Source organism: Paraburkholderia sp., assembly GCF_024281035.1.
In the GTDB taxonomy this organism is placed as follows: domain Bacteria; phylum Pseudomonadota; class Gammaproteobacteria; order Burkholderiales; family Burkholderiaceae; genus Paraburkholderia.
In genome coordinates, this window is sequence record NZ_JAMXLH010000022.1 from 44209 (window position 1) to 61606 (window position 17398).

Sequence of the window (17398 nt, forward strand, 5' to 3'; positions counted from 1 at the left end):
GACGCGCTCAGGCTTCGAACATGAAGGTGCTCTGCAGGGCGTTATGATTTTTGAGGTCGACGTCGATGCCCATCGCCGCGTTCTTCGAGCGATAGACCGGCGCTCTTCCGACAAATACCGGCGCGCCGGGCACGGTCGAGAACACGGTTTCCGACAAGGTCGTATTCGCGCCGGTCGGACCGGTATAGGGCTCGAGATCGGCGTAATAGTCGGTGCCGATTCTGAGGTTGCCCTTTGCGCCGACGACGTCGAAACCGATTGGCGCGCGCTCGACCGATACCACCGTACCGATCAATTTCGCGACTTCCGCAATCGGACCGCCGGCCTGGCCGGTGAATACTTTCATCAGCGCCGCCTCCTGTTCCTTCGAGGCCTGGTCGCTGATATAGATCGCGGCTGTCCAGTTGCCCTCCATGATGTTGCCGGGAATGTGGCACACGGCGGCAAACGTATTGCCCGCGACATCGACCCCGTCGACGGCGCCTTGATCGACGTGCCACGCGACAATGGAGTCGCATGTTCCGGAATCGGCGTCTTCGCCGATCCAGCAAGGACACAGCACCCGGCAGGTGCAAACCTCAAGCAGACGACCTTCAAGGTGATAGCTCATCATGGCCTCCTCTGCTACGAATGGCGCGCTTCAGGACCGTAATCTGTCCAGCGCGCCATTTTTAGAATTGTAGAAAACCGAACCCTGTACTCAAAGTCATTGCTCGCGAAAAGGGCCTTGAAATGGGCCATTGGCAGGAAAACTTCATGCGTCAATGTGCAGTCGATTCGACGTTTGCCTACGTCGGAAAGTACGACGTTTATTCCTGGGGAGTCTTCATCAAATCAACTTGCCTGGCGCGACTGCGGTATGCCGGCATTCATCGTTTGCCGCAGGAATATCGGCATCGTTATGTCTGACCGATGGGGCTGATTGCATCGTCGAAGGTGTGCCGCGTGTGTCGTGTGCGATGCTGAGGCGATAGCAACATCGCGCCATGGTTGAATACGTTCTTCAGTGGAAAAGTTTTGCGGCGCGGGTTGCGTCTTGATCGAATGTTCCGGATGCACGCGATGAACGTGCCGGGTCGCAGGAGGGAAGTGCGCCGCGTGAGACGAATTCGCGGATCTCGCGGATCCATTGCGCAGACGATTTTTTCGCGCGACCACGCAAGTCCAGCTTTATGCCTGTCGATGATATTCCGAATTTATTCATGTGAGTGATATTGGCAAATTATCGGTAACAGACATATAATCGATTTATGCGTCACAGGAATATTTCATGAAGATCATCGTCCAAACGCCTGCGGGGCTGGGTGAAATTCTGCAGTCGGCACGCAAGGCCGGCGGGATGACCCAGGCCCAGGCCGCGGCGCGCATCGGTATCGGTCAGCCGCGGCTTTCCGCACTGGAGACGACCGGCACGGCCAGCATCTCGCTCGACCAGATGCTGGCGTTGCTCGCGCTCTACGGCCTCGAACTTTGCGTGCAGTCGCGCGGCACGGCCAATTCCGGCCGCGCCGAACAGCCCGAGTGGTAGCCGATGGGGCGCAAATCGCATTCGCGCGCACTGTCGATCTGGGCCAACGGAGAACGGGTCGGCACCTGGGTCGTGACGCCCTCGGGCGACATGGAGCTGCGCTACGACGCCGCCTGGAAGCAGTCCGCCGCCGGGCGGCCGTTGTCGCTCTCGCTGCCGTTCGGCGTGGGCGAGCGCCCGCTGCGCGGCGAACGCGTTCACAACTACTTCGACAATCTGTTGCCCGATAGCCCGCAGATCCGCCGCCGTATTGCGACCCGCTTCAGCACGCAGACTGTGGAAGCGTTCGATTTGCTCAAGGCGATTGGGCGCGACTGCGTGGGCGCCGTGCAGTTGCTCGACGAGGACGAAGTGCCGGGGAACGTCGGCGCGGTCGAAGGCACGCCGATGACCGATGCCGCTATCGAGCGCCTGCTGCTCGAAACGTCCGGCGCCGTGTCGGGTGCGGGCGACGAGAGCGATGAGCTGCGCATCTCGCTCGCGGGCGCGCAGGAAAAAACCGCGTTGCTTCATCGCGAGGGCCAGTGGTGCCTGCCGCGCGGTGCGACGCCCACCACGCACATCCTCAAGTTGCCGCTCGGCCTGATCGGGCGCCGCAAGGTGGACTTCCAGACGTCCGTCGAAAACGAATGGCTCTGTCTCGCGGTACTGAAGGCGTATGGGTTGCCGGTGTCGTCGGCGCAGATTCTGCGCTTTCGCGAGCAGAAGGTGCTCTGTGTCGAGCGCTTCGATCGCGCATGGTCGCGCAGCGGCGCACTGCTGCGTCTGCCGCAGGAAGATTTTTGTCAGGCGCTCGGCGTGCCGCCGCATCTCAAGTACGAATCGCAGGGCGGGCCCGGCATGCGCGAGATCGCCGGTATCCTGCGGCAATCGCAGCGCCCGCAAGAAGATATCGAAACGTTTCTCGGCGCGCAGATCGCGTTCTGGATGCTCGCGGCGCCGGACGGCCACGCGAAGAATTTCAGCATCCGCCTGCTGCCGGGCGGACGTTTTCAGCTTGCACCGCTCTATGACGTGATGTCGATCTGGCCCGTCGAGGGCGATGGCGGCAGCCAATGGTCATGGCACAAGACGACGCTCGCCATGGCTGTGTGGGGACGAACGCGCCACTATCGGATGCGCGACGTGAAGCGCGCTCATTTCGATACGACCGCGCAGCTGTGTCACTACGGCGCGGACGCCGGGCTGCTCGTCGATCGCTTCATTGAACGTACGCCGGACGTGATCGAGCAGGTTGCGTCGGCGCTGCCCGAAGGATTTCCGGAGCGCGTCGCTGAGCGTCTGTTCGATGGGTTGCGGCTCTCGGCGCAACGGTTGGATGCCTGAGGCGGCATGAGGCACGACGTAAAGCGGCACGAAGCAAAGCGGCGCGTAGAACACGCGCCGCTTTGCTTCGAGACCGGCCCGCGATGCGCGGCTAAAAAACCGCCCGGACCGGCATGACTGGCGTGAGCTTTACGCCTTCTTCGACGATGCCAGTTTCCAGACCCAGTTCGATGGATCGGCGACCTTGCCGCGCTGGATGCCGGTGAGCAGCGTGCGGATACGGCGCGTGACTTCGCCTTCGCCGCCATCGCCAATCGGGAATTCGCCGTTGGCATGCCGCACCTGGCCGATGGCCGTGACGACTGCTGCGGTGCCGCACGCAAAAGTTTCCTTCACGCGGCCGCTTGCAGCGTCTTCGCGCCACGAGTCGAATGCATAGGGCGTTTCATTGACCGTGATGCCTTCCTTGCGTGCGAGTGCGATGATCGACGCGCGCGTGATACCCGGCAAGATCGTGCCGGACAGCGGCGGCGTGACGAGCGAGCCGTCGTCCATCACGAAGAACACGTTCATGCCGCCGAGTTCCTCGATCCAGCGGTGCTGGGCTGCGTCGAGGAAGACCACCTGGTCGCAGCCCTTCGCCGAGGCTTCGGTCTGGGCGATCAGGCTGGCGGCGTAATTGCCGCCGCACTTGGCTGCACCCGTGCCGCCGGGCGCGGCGCGCGTGTACTGATCCGACACCCACACGGTGACAGCCGACTTGCCCGACTTGAAGTACGGGCCGACCGGGCACGCGATCACGCAGAACACATACTCCGCCGAGGAGCGCACGCCGAGGAAGCTCTCGGTCGCGAACATGAACGGGCGAATGTAAAGGCTGCCGTCGCCGCCGGGCACCCAGGCCTGGTCGATCTCGACGAGCGCCTCGATGGCTTGCATGAACAGTTCTTCGGGCAGATCGGCCATCGACATGCGGGCTGCCGACGTGCGGAAACGCTTCGCGTTCTCCTGCGGACGGAACAGCGCGATCGAGCCGTCTTCGTGGCGATAGGCCTTCATGCCTTCGAAGATTTCCTGCGCGTAATGGAGCACGGCGCAGGCCGGATCGATCTGGAACGGACGGCGCGCTTCGACCTTGGCGTCATGCCAGCCGCGCGATTCGCTCCAGCGGATCGTGACCATGTGGTCGGTGAAGACACGACCGAAGACGGGGCTCTCCAGACGGGCGGCGATCTGGTCCGCGGGCGTGGGATTGGGGTGTTGTTCGGTGACAAACTGCATGCGACTGCTCGTGCTCATGTTTCGCTGTCTCACGGTTGTTGATTGCGGCTATCGCGCTATTTTCAGCTTTTTTTGGAGTTTGGTGCAGACTTTCCGGCAAGGCGCGCGAGCGAATCTTGTGCGAAGGGCAGGAAATGCGGGTGCGCCGGGGCGTAAATGAGAATCGTGCGCGCACGGCCTCGCTTGCCGGATGGCGTTTCCCGCGTGTCCCGATCATGTTTTTCGCATGCTTTGCGTCGTCCCTGCGGCGCCGTGTTATTGGGGGAATGTGGGGCGATATGGGCAGTTGGCCGACGATCCCGACAATGTATTTCGCCGCGATTGCGCCAAAGCCGAAGACCGCTTCGTTCAGGGTCGAATCCTGCAGATGCGCAAACAGGGAGCGCCCGAGCCCGGATCACCGTCGCAGCCGCAATGTGCACCAGGGAATCCACGGAGATGTGCGCATGCTACGCGTATCGCGAGTGCATATGTGAGGACGGCTCCCGCTCGAACCGGGCGAACAAAAAAAACGACCTTCGCCGCCTGCCCGTTCGGCATATCGTTGAAATTTTCAACTAATCCTCTATACTCGCGGCCAACCGGCCGAGGCTCAATCACGGAGGCGTGCATTTGGATCCGGTATTCCTCACTTTCAGACTCGATCTCGCGAGCGCGTTGCTGACCGAGCGGGCCAATAACGTTTATCGCGAACGATGGGACCTGGACGTGCGCGCCCTGCGCGTATTGCGTCTCGTCTGCGCGGAGCCGGGCATCACGCCGAAAGCCGTGTCGCGACGCGCGCTCGTCGAAAAAACCCTGCTCTCGAAGATCCTCGCGGATCTCGAAGCGCGCGGCCTGATCCATCGCGAGACGCATGCGCAGGATGGCCGCAGCGTCGCGCTGCGGGCCTCGCGCGAGGGCACGAAGGTCGCGAAGGAATCGGAGCGATTGGGCCGGGCGCTGGAAGCGGAAATGGCCGCGGCGCTCAGCGACCGGGAGCGCACTACGCTCGACCGTCTGCTGGCGAAACTCGCGACCAGTCTGATGGCACCCGCCGACAACGAGGCCCTGTGAACGTTCATACCGCCTATACCGTGCTCGACCTCGTCGGCACCTTCGCATTCGCAATCAGCGGCGCCGTGGCCGCCCGTCAAAAGCGGCTCGACCTGTTCGGTATCGCAACCGTGACGTTCATGGTCGCCTGCGGCGGCGGCATCCTCCGCGACATCTGCATCGGCGCCGTGCCGCCTGCCGGATTGTCGAACTGGCGCTATCTCGCCGTGTCGCTGGTTGCGTCCGCAGTCACTATCGTTGCGTACGGGACGGTGCGCCGCCTGCGTCACCCCGTGCTCTTCTTCGATGCGATCGGCCTCGGGCTCTTTGCCGTCACGGGCGCCGAAAAAGCGCTTTCGTACAGCCAAAGCGCCGAACTCGCGATTCTGATGGGGATGGTGAGCGCAGTCGGCGGCGGTGTATTGCGCGACATGCTGCTCTCGCGCGTGCCCGCCATTCTGGAGCGCGAGATTTACGCTTCGGCGGCGCTGCTCGGCGCGACGCTCGAAGTGGGGCTGACCGAGGCCGGATGGTCGTCGAGCTGGACCGCCTGGATAGCAGTTATTGCCTGCGTGCTGCTGCGCCTCGCGTCACTCTATTTCGGCTGGCGTTTGCCGGTGTTTCATGCGCGCGAGGACGGCCGGCGCGGCGAGCGCTGACCGGCGCGTACGCTTCATCTGGCGTCGCGTTACGACTCGCCGGATCGCAAGTCGCGCAAGAAAGTTGCGTGCGAAACCGTTTCGGTGCTACTCCTCAGGAACCTGGCGCGCCTTGTGTTGTGCCGCCAGTTTTTCCTGCTGGATTGACGGCACCACATCGTAGTGGCTCAACTGGATGCTGTAGTTGCCGTGCCCGCCCGCCAGTGCATTCAGACGCGACTGGTAGTCGTCGAGTTCTGCAAGCGGAACCTTGCCCGCAATTACCATCGCATTGCCGCCCAGCGCGCGCGTGCCATTGACTTGTCCTCGACGCGACGACAGGTCGCCGATAATGTCGCCCATCGCCGCTTCCGGTGTCATCACCTCGATGTCGACAATCGGTTCGAGCACGATCGGCTGCGCCTTGAGCACGGCATCGATAAACGCCTTGCGGCCCGCCGTGACGAACGCCACTTCCTTCGAATCGACCGGATGGCTCTTGCCGTCGAATACGGTCACGCGCACGTCCTGCATCGGAAAGCCTGCCAGCGGTCCGTTCTCGATGATCTGCAAAATGCCTTTTTCCACGGCGGGAATGAACTGCGAAGGAATGGCGCCGCCCTTGACGGCATCGACGAACTCGAACCCCGCGCCGCGCGGCAGCGGCTCCACGCGCAACATGACTTCGCCGAACTGTCCGGCGCCGCCCGTCTGCTTCTTGTGCCGGCAATGTCCCTCCGCCTTGCCGCCAATGGTCTCGCGCCACGCGATTGTCGGCGGCCTGGTCGTGACCTCGAGCTTGTACTGCTCGGTCAGGCGCTCGAGCATGTAGCGCAGATGCAGCTCGCCGAGTCCGCGCACGACCGTCTCGTTGGTGCCTGCCGGGTGTTCGATCAACAGGCAGGGATCTTCGGCGGCGAGTTTTTGCAGGATTTCCCACAGGCGCTGTTCATTGCCGCGACGCGCCGCCTCGATTGCAAGACCGTAGATCGGCGTGGGGAACTTGAGCGGCGTGAGGTGGATGTTGCCGTCTTCGGGCGCGTCGTGCAGCACGGCGTCAAAGCCGATGTCCTCGGCCTTCGATACCGCGCAGAGGTTGCCGGGGCCCGCGCGCTGAATTTCCGCATGCTCCTTTCCCTGCAGCGTCAGCAGATGCGTGACCTTGAACGGCTGGCGGCCATCGCCGATATAGAGCTGGCTGTCCCGCACGACCGTGCCCTGGTGGATGCGAAACACGGCCATTCTGCCGATATACGGATCCATCACGATCTTGAACACGTGCGCGAGCACGTGTTTATCGGCCGCCGGTTCCGCATGCACGGGTTCTATCTTGCCGCCCGCCTCGCGATAGAAAAGCGGCGGATTACCCTCGGTGACATTCGGCAGAAGGCTGACGAAAACGTCGAGCAATTGCGCAATGCCCGCGCCCGTTGCGGCGGAAGTGAAGCAGACCGGCACGAGGTGACCCTCACGCAATGCGCGCTCGAAAGGCTCGTGCAGTTGCTCCGGGCGAATCGCTTCGCCTTGCTCCAGGTACAGCTCCATGAGCGCGGGGTCCAGTTCGATCACCTGATCGACGAGCGCGTTGTGCGCGGACTCCACGGAAAGAAAATCGGCGTCGCCTGCCGGGTTGAAGAAGCAGTCCACCACGTCTTGTCCGCCATGCGCGGGCAGATTGATGGGCAGGCAGTTCTTGCCGAACATCTCCTGGATTTGCGCGAGCAGTCCGGGCAGGTCGACCTTTTCGCCGTCGATGCCGTTGACGACGATCATCCGGCACAGCTTGCGGTCCTGCGCATACGACATCATCCGGCGCGTGGTCATTTCGATGCCGGTGCGCGCATTGATGACGATGGCAGCGGTTTCGACCGCGGGCAGCGCGCCGATCGACAACCCCGCGAAGTCGGGATAGCCTGGCGTGTCGACGAGATAGATGCGGGTGTCGCGGTGATGCAGATGAGCGATGGAGGAACTGAGCGAGTGGTGATACTTGCGCTCGAGGGGATCGAAATCGCACAGGGATGTGCCGCGATCCACACTGCCTGCTGCCCGTAACGTGCCGCCCTGGTACAGCAGCGCTTCCGCGAGCGATGTCTTGCCGCAGCCAGCGTGGCCGACGAGAGCAATGGTTCGGATGGCTTCGGGAGTGAAATCCATTTGTCGATCCCTTGTTTTAGAGATTCATCCGGTGTGATCCACAAGCTTCTCTAAGTTTCTTTTTATAATCAATAGGTTGTCAATATGTTTTGCCTGGCTCGATCCATTTTGGTCCGACTGCTGCCATGTGTCTAGTGGTGGGCTGGATGGCGGGTCAAAATCCTGGGGAAATACCCTATGCCCATGCTGACCGACCGCGCTGGCGATGCGCAACCAGGTCGATAGCGGCCATGACCCCATCCAGGAACGCAGACGCGAGCAGGTGATCACCGAGCGGGATGCGAAGGTGCCCACGTTCTTGCTCGTGCGCCCGCATGCTGTCAAGCGGTATTAAAGTGCAGCACGTCGTGAAAGGACGGATAGGGGGAGCGCTACGCACACCCCATTCATCCGGCTGAGTTGTTCCAGTCTCAAGAAATAAGCATTACTTTGCATATAAGTAGCGGCTTGCCCCTTGATCCTTTCAGGGGCAATGCCGATTAAAGCCGCTCAGTGCGGCGACGACCAGCCCTTGTAGCTGCTGACGTTGTCGCGCGTGATGAGCTGGGGCGCCATCTCGATCATCGGATTGGCGGGATTCTTGCCGTTCATGATGTCGTAGCCGACCTGCACGGCCGTTTGCGCCATCTTCCACGGATCCTGGCTTGCCGAGGCCTGCACCAGCGTGTCGCTCTTCAGCGCCGTTTCGATGTCGGGTGCGCCGTCCACCGACGTGATCACGATGTTGCTGCGATGCAGTTGTTTCGCGGTCAGGTCGCTGCCCACGGCCTGCGGGTCGTTGATCGTAAACACGCCGGCGAGTTGCGGGAAGCGCGTGAGATAGCCCTGCATGGTGTTCATACCGCCTTCACGCGAGCCCTTGCCGTCCTGGTCGTCGGAGAGGATCTTGATGCCAGGCGACTTCGCGAGCACCTGCTTGCAGCCGTTCACTCGGTCGATCACGGCGGAAACCTGCGGGCCGTTCTCGATGATCACGTTACCCTTACCGTTGATCTTCTTCGAGAGGTACTCGCACGAGATCTCGCCTGCCTTAACGTTGTCGGTCTGCACGGTGGCGTTGGCGCCAGCCGCGGCCACGTCCACGGCCACCACCGCGATGCCCGCGGCGCGCGCCTAGCGTACAGCCGGCTCGATCGCTTTCGGATCGGAGGCGTTCAGCAGGATCATGTCGACGTGCGCCGAGATGAAGTTGTCGATCTGCGTAAACTGCCTGTTCAGGTCGTAGTCGGCGGACACAGCCGTGATTTTCGCGTTCGGGTTGATCTGCCTGGCCTTCGCTTCCGCACCTTTCACGATGGTCACGAAGTAAGGATTGCCAAGCGAACCAACGGTGATGCCGATCGACTTCAGTTGCTTGTCGGCGGCATGTACACCTTGGAGGGCGAAGCCGAGCACCGTACGGCGCAGCACGAACCACGAGATGCCTACCACCGCGAGCGCGATGATCACGAGCCAGGGCACGCCGAACACCGTGCCGTTACCGATGAAGGCGAACGACAGTTGGGGGTTGAAGATGGTGGTGTCGTGGCCCATCAGGCGCGCGATGCCGCGTACCGCCGTGAGCGAGCCGAGCGTCACGATGAAGGGCGGCAGGCGCAGGAGCGAGATCAGCGAGCCGTTGATGACGCCGAATCCAAGGCCCACGCCGAGCGCGGCGGGGATGCCGAGCCAGCCCCAGCCCCCGATTGTCGAGCAGAGCATGGCCGCGACCGCCGATGCGGCGAGAATCGAACCTGCCGAAAGGTCGATGCCGCCCGTGAGAATCACGAAGGTCATGCCGGCGGCGAGTACGATGTTGATTGATGCCTGCTGCGTGACGATTGAGAGAATCTGCAGCGTGGCGAAGCCATCGGTCAGGAATCCGAAGCCGGCCTGCTGCCTGAAGACGCGAAGGATCGACCGTCAAAATATCTCAACAATCTGATCGAGCGGGACCACCGCAACATCAAGTGTCGGACCGGTAACCACACTTACCACGACCAACTGATGTGCGCCGCCAGACGCTCCTGTTTCAAGCCGCGATCGGCCGATTGTAGGTTTCGAGACTGGCGGTGCGAAGCGCGTCGATCATCAGCTCTGCAGCAGGCGAAAGGAGTTTTTCGGTGGGTGTAATCAGGCCGAAATCGTCCATTTTGCATTCCATTGCCAGAGGCAGGATCTCGACCAGCCCGTGCTCTGCATAGTAATGCGCGACGTCTTCGGCAAGGACGGCAATCATGTCGCTTTTCTCAACCGCACGCGTGATGAAGAGAAGCGCTGCTGTTTCCACCACGTTGGAGGGCGGCGCAAGGCTTGCGCGTTGGAACATGAGTTCGAACCGGTGACGCAGTACGCTGCCCGCCGGCGGTACGATCCACGCGCTGCGCTGGACTTCGGGCAGCACAATCTCGCCCTTCTCCAGAAGGGGGTGCCCCCGCCGCACGACCGCCTTGACTGGCTCACCGGCCAGGGGTTCGTAGCGCAACTGCAGCTTGTCGTGCTCTGCCGACAGTCGTCCGACCACTACATCGAGCTTGTCCTGCGCCAGCCGCTCGATTAGCGCATTGCTCGTGTCGATTTCGACCGTGATGCGTACGTTCGAATGCCTGCGTTTGACGGCGGCAATGGCAGCTGGCAGCACACGGACGCCCGGGGAGGTGATCGCCCCCACCGCCACATGGCCGAGCCGGCCTGCCTTCAGTGCAATCAGCTCTTCCTGCGCCTGATCCAGGCTGCCGAGCACAGTGCGTGCGTGGCGGACCAGTGCATCACCGTAGAGCGTAGGCCGCACACCGCGCGGCAGACGCTCGAAAAGGATCACCTCCAGCATTTCCTCCAGCTCGCGCAGCATCTTGGATGCTGCGGGTTGCGTCATGTTGAGCGCCGCCGCGGCGCGGTGAATGTTGCCCTCCTCAGCGAGGGCTACGGCGAGCAAAAGCTGCCTGGTTCTCAGACGTGTGCGGAGGTATCCGGGAGTCGTGTCCAGCATGGTGCGGATCGGTATTTATACCAATACGAAAATGTGTATGAGATGCAGCCGATATTTCATTGGAAGGTTATCAGGTTTGTCCATAGACTGCACGAAAACTCAACTCACCTGAAGACTGGCAATGTCGGATACCAAACTTAAACTGCGCTCCCGAGAGTGGTTCGGCACCATGGACAAGAACGGCTTCATGTATCGAAGCTGGATGAAGAACCAAGGCATCCCCGATCACGAATTCGATGGCCGGCCGATCATCGGCATCTGCAATACCTGGTCGGAACTGACGCCCTGCAACGCGCACTTCCGCCTGCTCGCGGAACACGTCAAGCGCGGCATCTATGAGGCGGGCGGCTTCCCGGTCGAGTTCCCGGTGTTCTCGAACGGCGAATCGAACCTGCGTCCCTCGGCGATGCTCACGCGCAATCTCGCCTCGATGGACGTCGAGGAAGCGGTCCGCGGCAATCCGATCGACGCCGTCGTGCTGCTGTGCGGCTGCGACAAGACCACGCCCGCGCTGCTGATGGGCGCGGCGAGCGTGGACGTGCCCGCCATCGTCGTCACCGGCGGTCCGATGCTCAACGGCAAGCTCGAAGGCAAGGACATCGGTTCGGGCACGGCCGTGTGGCGTCTGCACGAATCGCTCAAGGCGGGCGAGATCGACCTGCATCATTTCCTCTCGGCCGAAGCGGGCATGTCGCGCTCGGCGGGCACCTGCAACACGATGGGCACGGCCTCGACGATGGCCTGCATGGCCGAGTCGCTGGGCGTCTCGCTGCCGCACAACGCCGCGATTCCGGCCGTGGATGCGCGCCGCTACGTGCTCGCGCACATGTCGGGCATCCGCATCGTGCAGATGGCGCTCGAAGACCTGAAGCTCTCGAAGGTGCTCACGCGCGAAGCGTTCGAAAACGCGATCCGCACGAATGCGGCCATCGGCGGCTCGACCAACGCGGTGATCCACCTGAAGGCGATCGCGGGCCGCATCGGCGTGCCGCTCGAACTGGAAGACTGGCAGCGCATCGGCCGCGACACGCCCACCATCGTCGACCTGCAACCCTCGGGCCGCTTCCTGATGGAAGAGTTCTATTACGCGGGCGGTCTGCCGGCGGTGCTGCGCCGTCTGGGCGAAGCGAACCTGCTGCCGCATCCGGATGCGCTCACTGTGAACGGAAAGTCCATCTGGGACAACGTGCGCGAAGCGCCGAACTACAACGACGAAGTGATCCGCCAGATCGACAATCCGCTGATCGCGGACGGCGGCATCTGCATCCTGCGCGGCAATCTCGCGCCGCGCGGCGCCGTGCTGAAGCCGTCGGCGGCGACGCCCGAACTGCTCAAGCATCGCGGCCGCGCCGTGGTGTTCGAGAATTTCGATCACTACAAGGCGACCATCGCCGACGAATCGCTCGACGTCGACAAGGACTCGATCCTCGTCATGAAGAATTGCGGCCCGAAGGGTTATCCGGGCATGGCCGAAGTGGGCAACATGGGCCTGCCGCCCAAGCTGCTGCGCCAGGGCGTGAAGGACATGGTGCGCATCTCGGACGCGCGCATGAGCGGCACGGCTTACGGCACGGTGGTGCTGCACGTCGCGCCGGAAGCGGCGGCGGGCGGCCCGCTCGCGGCGGTGCGCAACGGCGACTGGATCGAGCTCGACTGCGAGAACGGCCGTCTGCATCTGGACATCGGCGACGAGGAACTGCAGCGCCGCCTGAGCGACGTCGATCCGGCCGCCGCGCCGGGCGTCGCCGGGCAACTGGGCAAGGGCGGCTATGCGCGCCTCTATGTCAATCACGTCCTGCAAGCCGACGAAGGCTGCGACTTCGACTTCCTCGTGGGCAAGCGCGGCTCGGCCGTGCCGCGCCACTCGCACTGACGCACGCGCAAGGACTGCCATCATGACGACGACTCTCACCGGCGAGCTGCTGATCGGCGCGCGCGCGAAGCGCGGCGAAGGCGCGGCGTTCCAGGCGATCGACGCCGCGAGCAACACGCCCCTCGCGCAACCGGTTTTCCACGGCGCGCTGCGAGGCGATGTCGAACAGGCCTGCGAACTCGCGGACGCCGCCTTCGACTCCTATCGCACGCTGCCCGCTGAACAACGCGCGCAATTCCTCGACGATTGCGCCGCGCGCATCGAAGCGCTCGGCGAACAACTGATCGAACGGGCAATGGCCGAAAGCGGCCTGCCGCGCGCGCGCCTCGAAGGCGAACGCGCACGCACTGCGAATCAATTGCGCATGTTCGCCACGCTCGTGCGCAGCGGCGATGCGCTCGACGTGCGGATCGAACCGGCGCTGCCCGAACGTCAGCCGCCGCGTACCGACCTGCGTTTCTGGCGCATCGGCGTCGGCCCGGTCGCGGTGTTCGGCGCGGGCAATTTCCCGCTGGCGTTTTCGGTGGCGGGGGGCGACACGGCGTCGGCGCTGGCCGCGGGCTGTCCCGTGGTCGTGAAGGCGCATCCGGCGCATCCGGGCACCTCGGAACTCGTCGGCCGCGCGATCCAGCAGGCGGTCGCGGCGGCGGGCCTGCCCGAAGGCGTGTTCTCGCTGCTGTTCGACGCGGGCCACGAAGTGGGCAGCGCGCTCGTGCAGCATCCGGCGATCCGCGCGGTCGGCTTCACCGGCTCGCGTGCGGGCGGTCTTGCGCTCGTGAAGCTGGCGGCGGCGCGTACCGAGCCGATTCCCGTCTACGCCGAAATGAGCAGCGTGAATCCGAACCTGCTGCTGCCGGGCGCGCTCGCCGCGCGCGGCGAGACGCTGGCGCGTGAATACGCGGCATCGACGACGCTCGGCTGCGGCCAGTTCTGCACCAATCCGGGCCTGATGCTCGGTCTCGCAGGCGCGGACTTCGAGGCCTTCGCCACGAACGCCGCGCGCGAATTTAGCGCGGCGGCGGCGGGCGTGATGCTTACGCCGGGCATTCTGCGCGCGTATGAGCACGGCATCGGCCGTCTCGTCGAGCATCCGAAGGTCACGACGCTCGCGCGCGGCGCGGCGGCACCCGGCCGCGCGCAGGCGGCGCTGCTGCGCGTGAGCGCAAGCGATCTGCTGGCCGACGCATCGCTCGGCGAAGAAGTGTTCGGCCCGAGCAGCGTGCTGGTCGAATGCGCGGACGAAGCCGAACTGCGCCGCGTGCTGCGCCATATCGAAGGCCAGTTGACGATCACGCTGCACGCGGACGCCGCCGACGGCGATCTCGTGCGCGCGCTCCTGCCGCTCATCGAGCGCAAGGCGGGCCGTCTGCTGGCCAACGGCTTTCCTACGGGTGTCGAGGTTTGCGATGCGATGGTGCACGGCGGCCCGTTCCCGTCCACCTCGGATGGCCGCAGCACCTCGGTGGGCACGGCGGCGATCGAGCGTTTCCTGCGCCCGGTCTGCTACCAGAATCTCGCCGATAGCTGGTTGCCCGACGCGTTGCGCGACGCGAATCCGCTGCACGTGAAGCGGCGTTTCGCGGGTCAGCCCGAGAGCGCCTGAAGCGCACCGCCGCCAAAATTCGAAGCAGGACAGACAACATGACTGCAAGCCGTACGCCCCGTTACACGGGCATTTTTCCCGTCGTGCCGACCACCTTCACCGAAACCGGCGAACTGGATCTGGCGAGCCAGAAGCGCGCCGTCGATTTCATGATCGACGCGGGCTCGGACGGCCTGTGCATTCTGGCGAACTTCTCCGAGCAGTTCTCGGTCACCGACGACGAGCGCGAAATCATCACGCGCACCGTGCTCGAACACGTGGCGGGCCGCGTGCCCGTGATCGTGACGACCACGCACTACGGCACGATCGCGTGCGCGGCGCGCAGCAGGCGCGCGCAGGATCTGGGCGCGGCGATGGTGATGGTGATGCCGCCGTATCACGGCGCGACGTTGCGCGTGCCCGAGCAGCAAATCTACGCGTTCTACCAGGGCGTCTCGGACGCCATCGATATTCCCATCATGATTCAGGACGCACCCGCGAGTGGCACGGTGCTGTCCGCGCCGTTCCTCGCGCGCATGGCGCGCGAGATCGAGCAGGTCTCGTACTTCAAGATCGAAACGCCAGGCGCGGCCAACAAGCTGCGCGAGGTGATCCGCCTTGGCGGCGAAGCGGTCGAGGGTCCGTGGGACGGCGAGGAAGGCATCACGCTGCTGGCCGACCTGAACGCGGGCGCGACCGGCGCGATGACGGGCGGCGGATTCCCGGACGGCATTCGCCCGATCATCGTGGCGCACCGCGAAGGCCGTCTCGACGACGCCTTCACGCTCTACCAGAAGTGGCTGCCGCTCATCAATCACGAAAACCGCCAGGCGGGCCTGCTCGCCTGCAAGGCGCTGATGAAGGAGGGCGGCGTGATCGACTGCGAGCTGCCGCGCCATCCGCTGCCCGCGATGCATCCGCAGACACGCAAGGAGCTGGTCGATATCGCGCGTCGTCTCGATCCGCTGGTGCTGCGCTGGGGCAAGTGACCCATCGATTCGCGATGCGAAATAAAACAAGATTTGGAGATCGGTATGAATGCCTCGTACAGGCTGGGTATCGTGGGCGTGGGCAAGATCGCGCGCGACCAGCATCTGCCCGCCATCGCGGGTAACGCGGGCTTCGAGTTCGTGGCCGCCGCGAGTCGCAACGCGCAGGTGGACGGCGTGCGCAATTACGCCGATATCGGCGCGCTGCTGGCCGCCGAGCGCGACCTCGACGCCGTGTCGCTGTGCGCGCCGCCGCAGGTGCGCTACGAGCAGGCGCGCGCCGCGCTGGAAGCGGGCAAGCACGTGATGCTCGAAAAGCCGCCGGGCGCGAGCGTGAGCGAAGTGGAAGCGCTGCGCGAACTCGCGAAGCAGCACAAGCGCACGCTGTTCGCCACATGGCATTCGCGCTGCGCGCGCGCCGTCGAACCGGCGCGCGCGTGGCTGGCCGGGCGCACGATCCGCGCCGTGCACGTGCGGTGGAAGGAAGATGTGCGCCGCTGGCATCCGGGCCAGCAATGGATCTGGGAACCGGGCGGCCTCGGCGTGTTCGATCCGGGCATCAACGCGCTGTCGATCGTCACGCGCATTCTGCCGCGCGAGGTGCTGCTGCGCAGCGCGGCGCTGCATGTACCGTCCGACTGTTCGACGCCCATCGCCGCCGAACTCGAGTGCATCGACACCGACGGCGTGCCGGTGCGTGCCGAATTCGACTGGCGCCACGGCCCGGTCGAGCAATGGGAAATCGACGTGGAGACCACCGAGGGCCTGCTCTCGATCTCCGAAGGCGGCAAGCGCCTCGCCATCGCAGGCGAGCCGGTCGAAGCTGGCGCCGAACGGGAATATTCGGCGCTCTACGAGCGCTTTCACTGGTTGATCGCGCATGGCGCCGACGACGTGGACGTGCGTCCGCTGCGCCTTGTGGCCGACGCATTCCTGCTCGGGCGCCATATCGAAGTCGAGGCGTTTGGCCATTGAGCATTCCGTCACAGAGCGTAACCGTTTCACCCCACGCAAAAGCGTCATCAGAGGAGACACAGCATGACCAGCAACATCCGCCGGTTCACCCTTCGCGCCGTGTTCGCGGCCCTGTGCGTCGCGCCGCTCGGCATGAGTATGGCGGCACACGCCGACTCGCCCACCAAGATCGGATTTCTTGTGAAGATGCCCGAGCAGGCGTGGTTCATCAACGAGCAGAAGGCTGCCACGGCGCTCGGCCAGAAGGAGAACTTCTCGGTGGTGAACATCGGCACGCCGGACGGCGAAAAGGTGCTGGCCGCGATCGACAATCTCGGTGCGCAAGGCGCGCAGGGCTTCGTGATCTGCGCACCCGACGTGCGTCTTGGACCGGCCATTCAGGCGCGCGCCAAACGTTACAACATGAAGTTCGTGACGGTGGACGATCAACTGGTCGACTCGTCGGGCAAGCCGCTCGCGGGTGTGCCGCATCTGGGCATGTCGGCTTTCAAGATCGGCAACCAGGTGGGACAGGCGATCAGCGACGAGATGAAGAAGCGGGGCTGGAAGCCGGAGGAAGTGGGCGCGCTGCGTATCACCGACTATGAACTGCCCACGGCGAAGTTGCGCACCGACGGTGCTACCCAAACGCTGCTGGCCGGTGGCTTCAAGAAGGAAAACATCTTCGATGCCCCGCAAAAGACCACCGACGACGAAGGCGGTTTCAACGCGGCCTCCCCGGTGCTCGCACAGCATCCGAACATCAAGAAGTGGGTGGTATTCGCACTCAACGAGGAAAGCGTGCTGGGTGCGGTGCGCGCAACGGAACAGCTGCACATTCCGGCCGCTGATGTGATCGGCGTGGGCATCAATGGCGCGGGCGAGGCGTTCGCCGAATTCCAGAAGAAGGAACCCACCGGCTTTTACGGCACGATCGCCGTGAGCTCGACGAACCACGGCAAGGACAGCGCGCAGAATCTTGTCGACTGGATCCACACCGGCAAGCAGCCGCCCGCCGACACTCAGACCACCGGCAAGCTGATGACGCGCGGCAACTGGACGGCTGTGCGCAGCGAACTTGGTATCTAAGTACCCCGTAGCAATACGGAGGCGACGGCAAGGGCAGG

At 63.8% G+C, this 17398-nt stretch carries 13 protein-coding genes and 1 pseudogene; 9 read left to right on the forward strand and 5 right to left on the reverse strand.

Going from position 1 to position 17398, the window contains the following annotated elements; translation table 11 throughout:
* Positions 1–7: 7 nt before the first annotated feature.
* Entirely contained in the window at positions 8–610 is a 603-nt protein-coding gene (locus tag Q0L30_RS06305; protein ID WP_296653027.1) for a DUF1326 domain-containing protein, read from the reverse strand.
* Positions 611–1270: 660 nt separating this feature from the next.
* On the opposite strand from Q0L30_RS06305, the gene Q0L30_RS06310 reads away from it, so the two are divergent.
* Positions 1271–1528 (forward strand): helix-turn-helix transcriptional regulator, encoded by a 258-nt coding sequence (locus tag Q0L30_RS06310; RefSeq protein WP_296652712.1) that lies wholly within the window; start codon positions 1271–1273, stop codon positions 1526–1528.
* A gap of 3 nt (positions 1529–1531) precedes the next feature.
* Positions 1532–2854 (forward strand): type II toxin-antitoxin system HipA family toxin, encoded by a 1323-nt coding sequence (locus Q0L30_RS06315; RefSeq protein WP_296652713.1) that lies wholly within the window; start codon positions 1532–1534, stop codon positions 2852–2854.
* Between the two features lie 129 nt (positions 2855–2983).
* Here Q0L30_RS06315 and Q0L30_RS06320 read toward each other — a convergent pair whose 3' ends face one another.
* Positions 2984–4093 carry a branched-chain amino acid aminotransferase gene (locus Q0L30_RS06320; protein WP_296652716.1) on the reverse strand — a complete coding sequence of 370 codons (1110 nt, stop codon included), beginning with the start codon at positions 4091–4093 and terminating at the stop codon, positions 2984–2986.
* A gap of 594 nt (positions 4094–4687) precedes the next feature.
* Between Q0L30_RS06320 and Q0L30_RS06325 the strand changes: the two genes are divergently transcribed.
* Together Q0L30_RS06325 and Q0L30_RS06330 are read left to right on the forward strand one after the other, a co-directional pair.
* Positions 4688–5131: a MarR family winged helix-turn-helix transcriptional regulator gene (locus Q0L30_RS06325; protein ID WP_296652717.1), complete on the forward strand. Its 444-nt coding sequence runs from the start codon at positions 4688–4690 to the stop codon at positions 5129–5131.
* Positions 5128–5769 carry a trimeric intracellular cation channel family protein gene (locus tag Q0L30_RS06330; RefSeq protein WP_296652719.1) on the forward strand — a complete coding sequence of 214 codons (642 nt, stop codon included), beginning with the start codon at positions 5128–5130 and terminating at the stop codon, positions 5767–5769. The genes Q0L30_RS06325 and Q0L30_RS06330 overlap by 4 nt, the downstream gene beginning before the upstream one ends.
* 87 nt (positions 5770–5856) lie before the next feature.
* Here the strand turns inward: Q0L30_RS06330 and fusA are convergent, their stop codons facing one another.
* From fusA to Q0L30_RS06350, 3 genes and pseudogenes are all read right to left on the reverse strand, one after another.
* Positions 5857–7905: an elongation factor G gene (gene fusA, locus Q0L30_RS06335; protein WP_296652721.1), complete on the reverse strand. Its 2049-nt coding sequence runs from the start codon at positions 7903–7905 to the stop codon at positions 5857–5859.
* A gap of 489 nt (positions 7906–8394) precedes the next feature.
* Positions 8395–9801: pseudogene (locus Q0L30_RS25770) on the reverse strand (substrate-binding domain-containing protein).
* Positions 9802–9916: 115 nt separating this feature from the next.
* Entirely contained in the window at positions 9917–10873 is a 957-nt protein-coding gene (locus Q0L30_RS06350; protein ID WP_296652724.1) for a LysR family transcriptional regulator, read from the reverse strand.
* Between the two features lie 121 nt (positions 10874–10994).
* On the opposite strand from Q0L30_RS06350, the gene Q0L30_RS06355 reads away from it, so the two are divergent.
* From Q0L30_RS06355 to Q0L30_RS06375, 5 genes are all read left to right on the forward strand, one after another.
* Complete coding sequence (locus Q0L30_RS06355; RefSeq protein WP_296652727.1) at positions 10995–12746, forward strand: IlvD/Edd family dehydratase; 1752 nt, start codon at positions 10995–10997, stop codon at positions 12744–12746.
* Between the two features lie 22 nt (positions 12747–12768).
* Positions 12769–14349 (forward strand): aldehyde dehydrogenase (NADP(+)), encoded by a 1581-nt coding sequence (locus Q0L30_RS06360; protein WP_296652730.1) that lies wholly within the window; start codon positions 12769–12771, stop codon positions 14347–14349.
* 38 nt (positions 14350–14387) lie between these two features.
* Positions 14388–15317, forward strand: coding sequence for a dihydrodipicolinate synthase family protein (locus Q0L30_RS06365; protein WP_296652734.1), 930 nt, complete (start codon positions 14388–14390; stop codon positions 15315–15317).
* A gap of 45 nt (positions 15318–15362) precedes the next feature.
* Positions 15363–16292: a Gfo/Idh/MocA family oxidoreductase gene (locus tag Q0L30_RS06370; protein WP_296652737.1), complete on the forward strand. Its 930-nt coding sequence runs from the start codon at positions 15363–15365 to the stop codon at positions 16290–16292.
* A 63-nt stretch (positions 16293–16355) separates the two neighbouring features.
* Positions 16356–17360, forward strand: a complete 1005-nt coding sequence (locus Q0L30_RS06375) for an arabinose ABC transporter substrate-binding protein (RefSeq protein WP_296652739.1) — start codon at positions 16356–16358, stop codon at positions 17358–17360.
* Positions 17361–17398 lie beyond the last annotated feature (38 nt).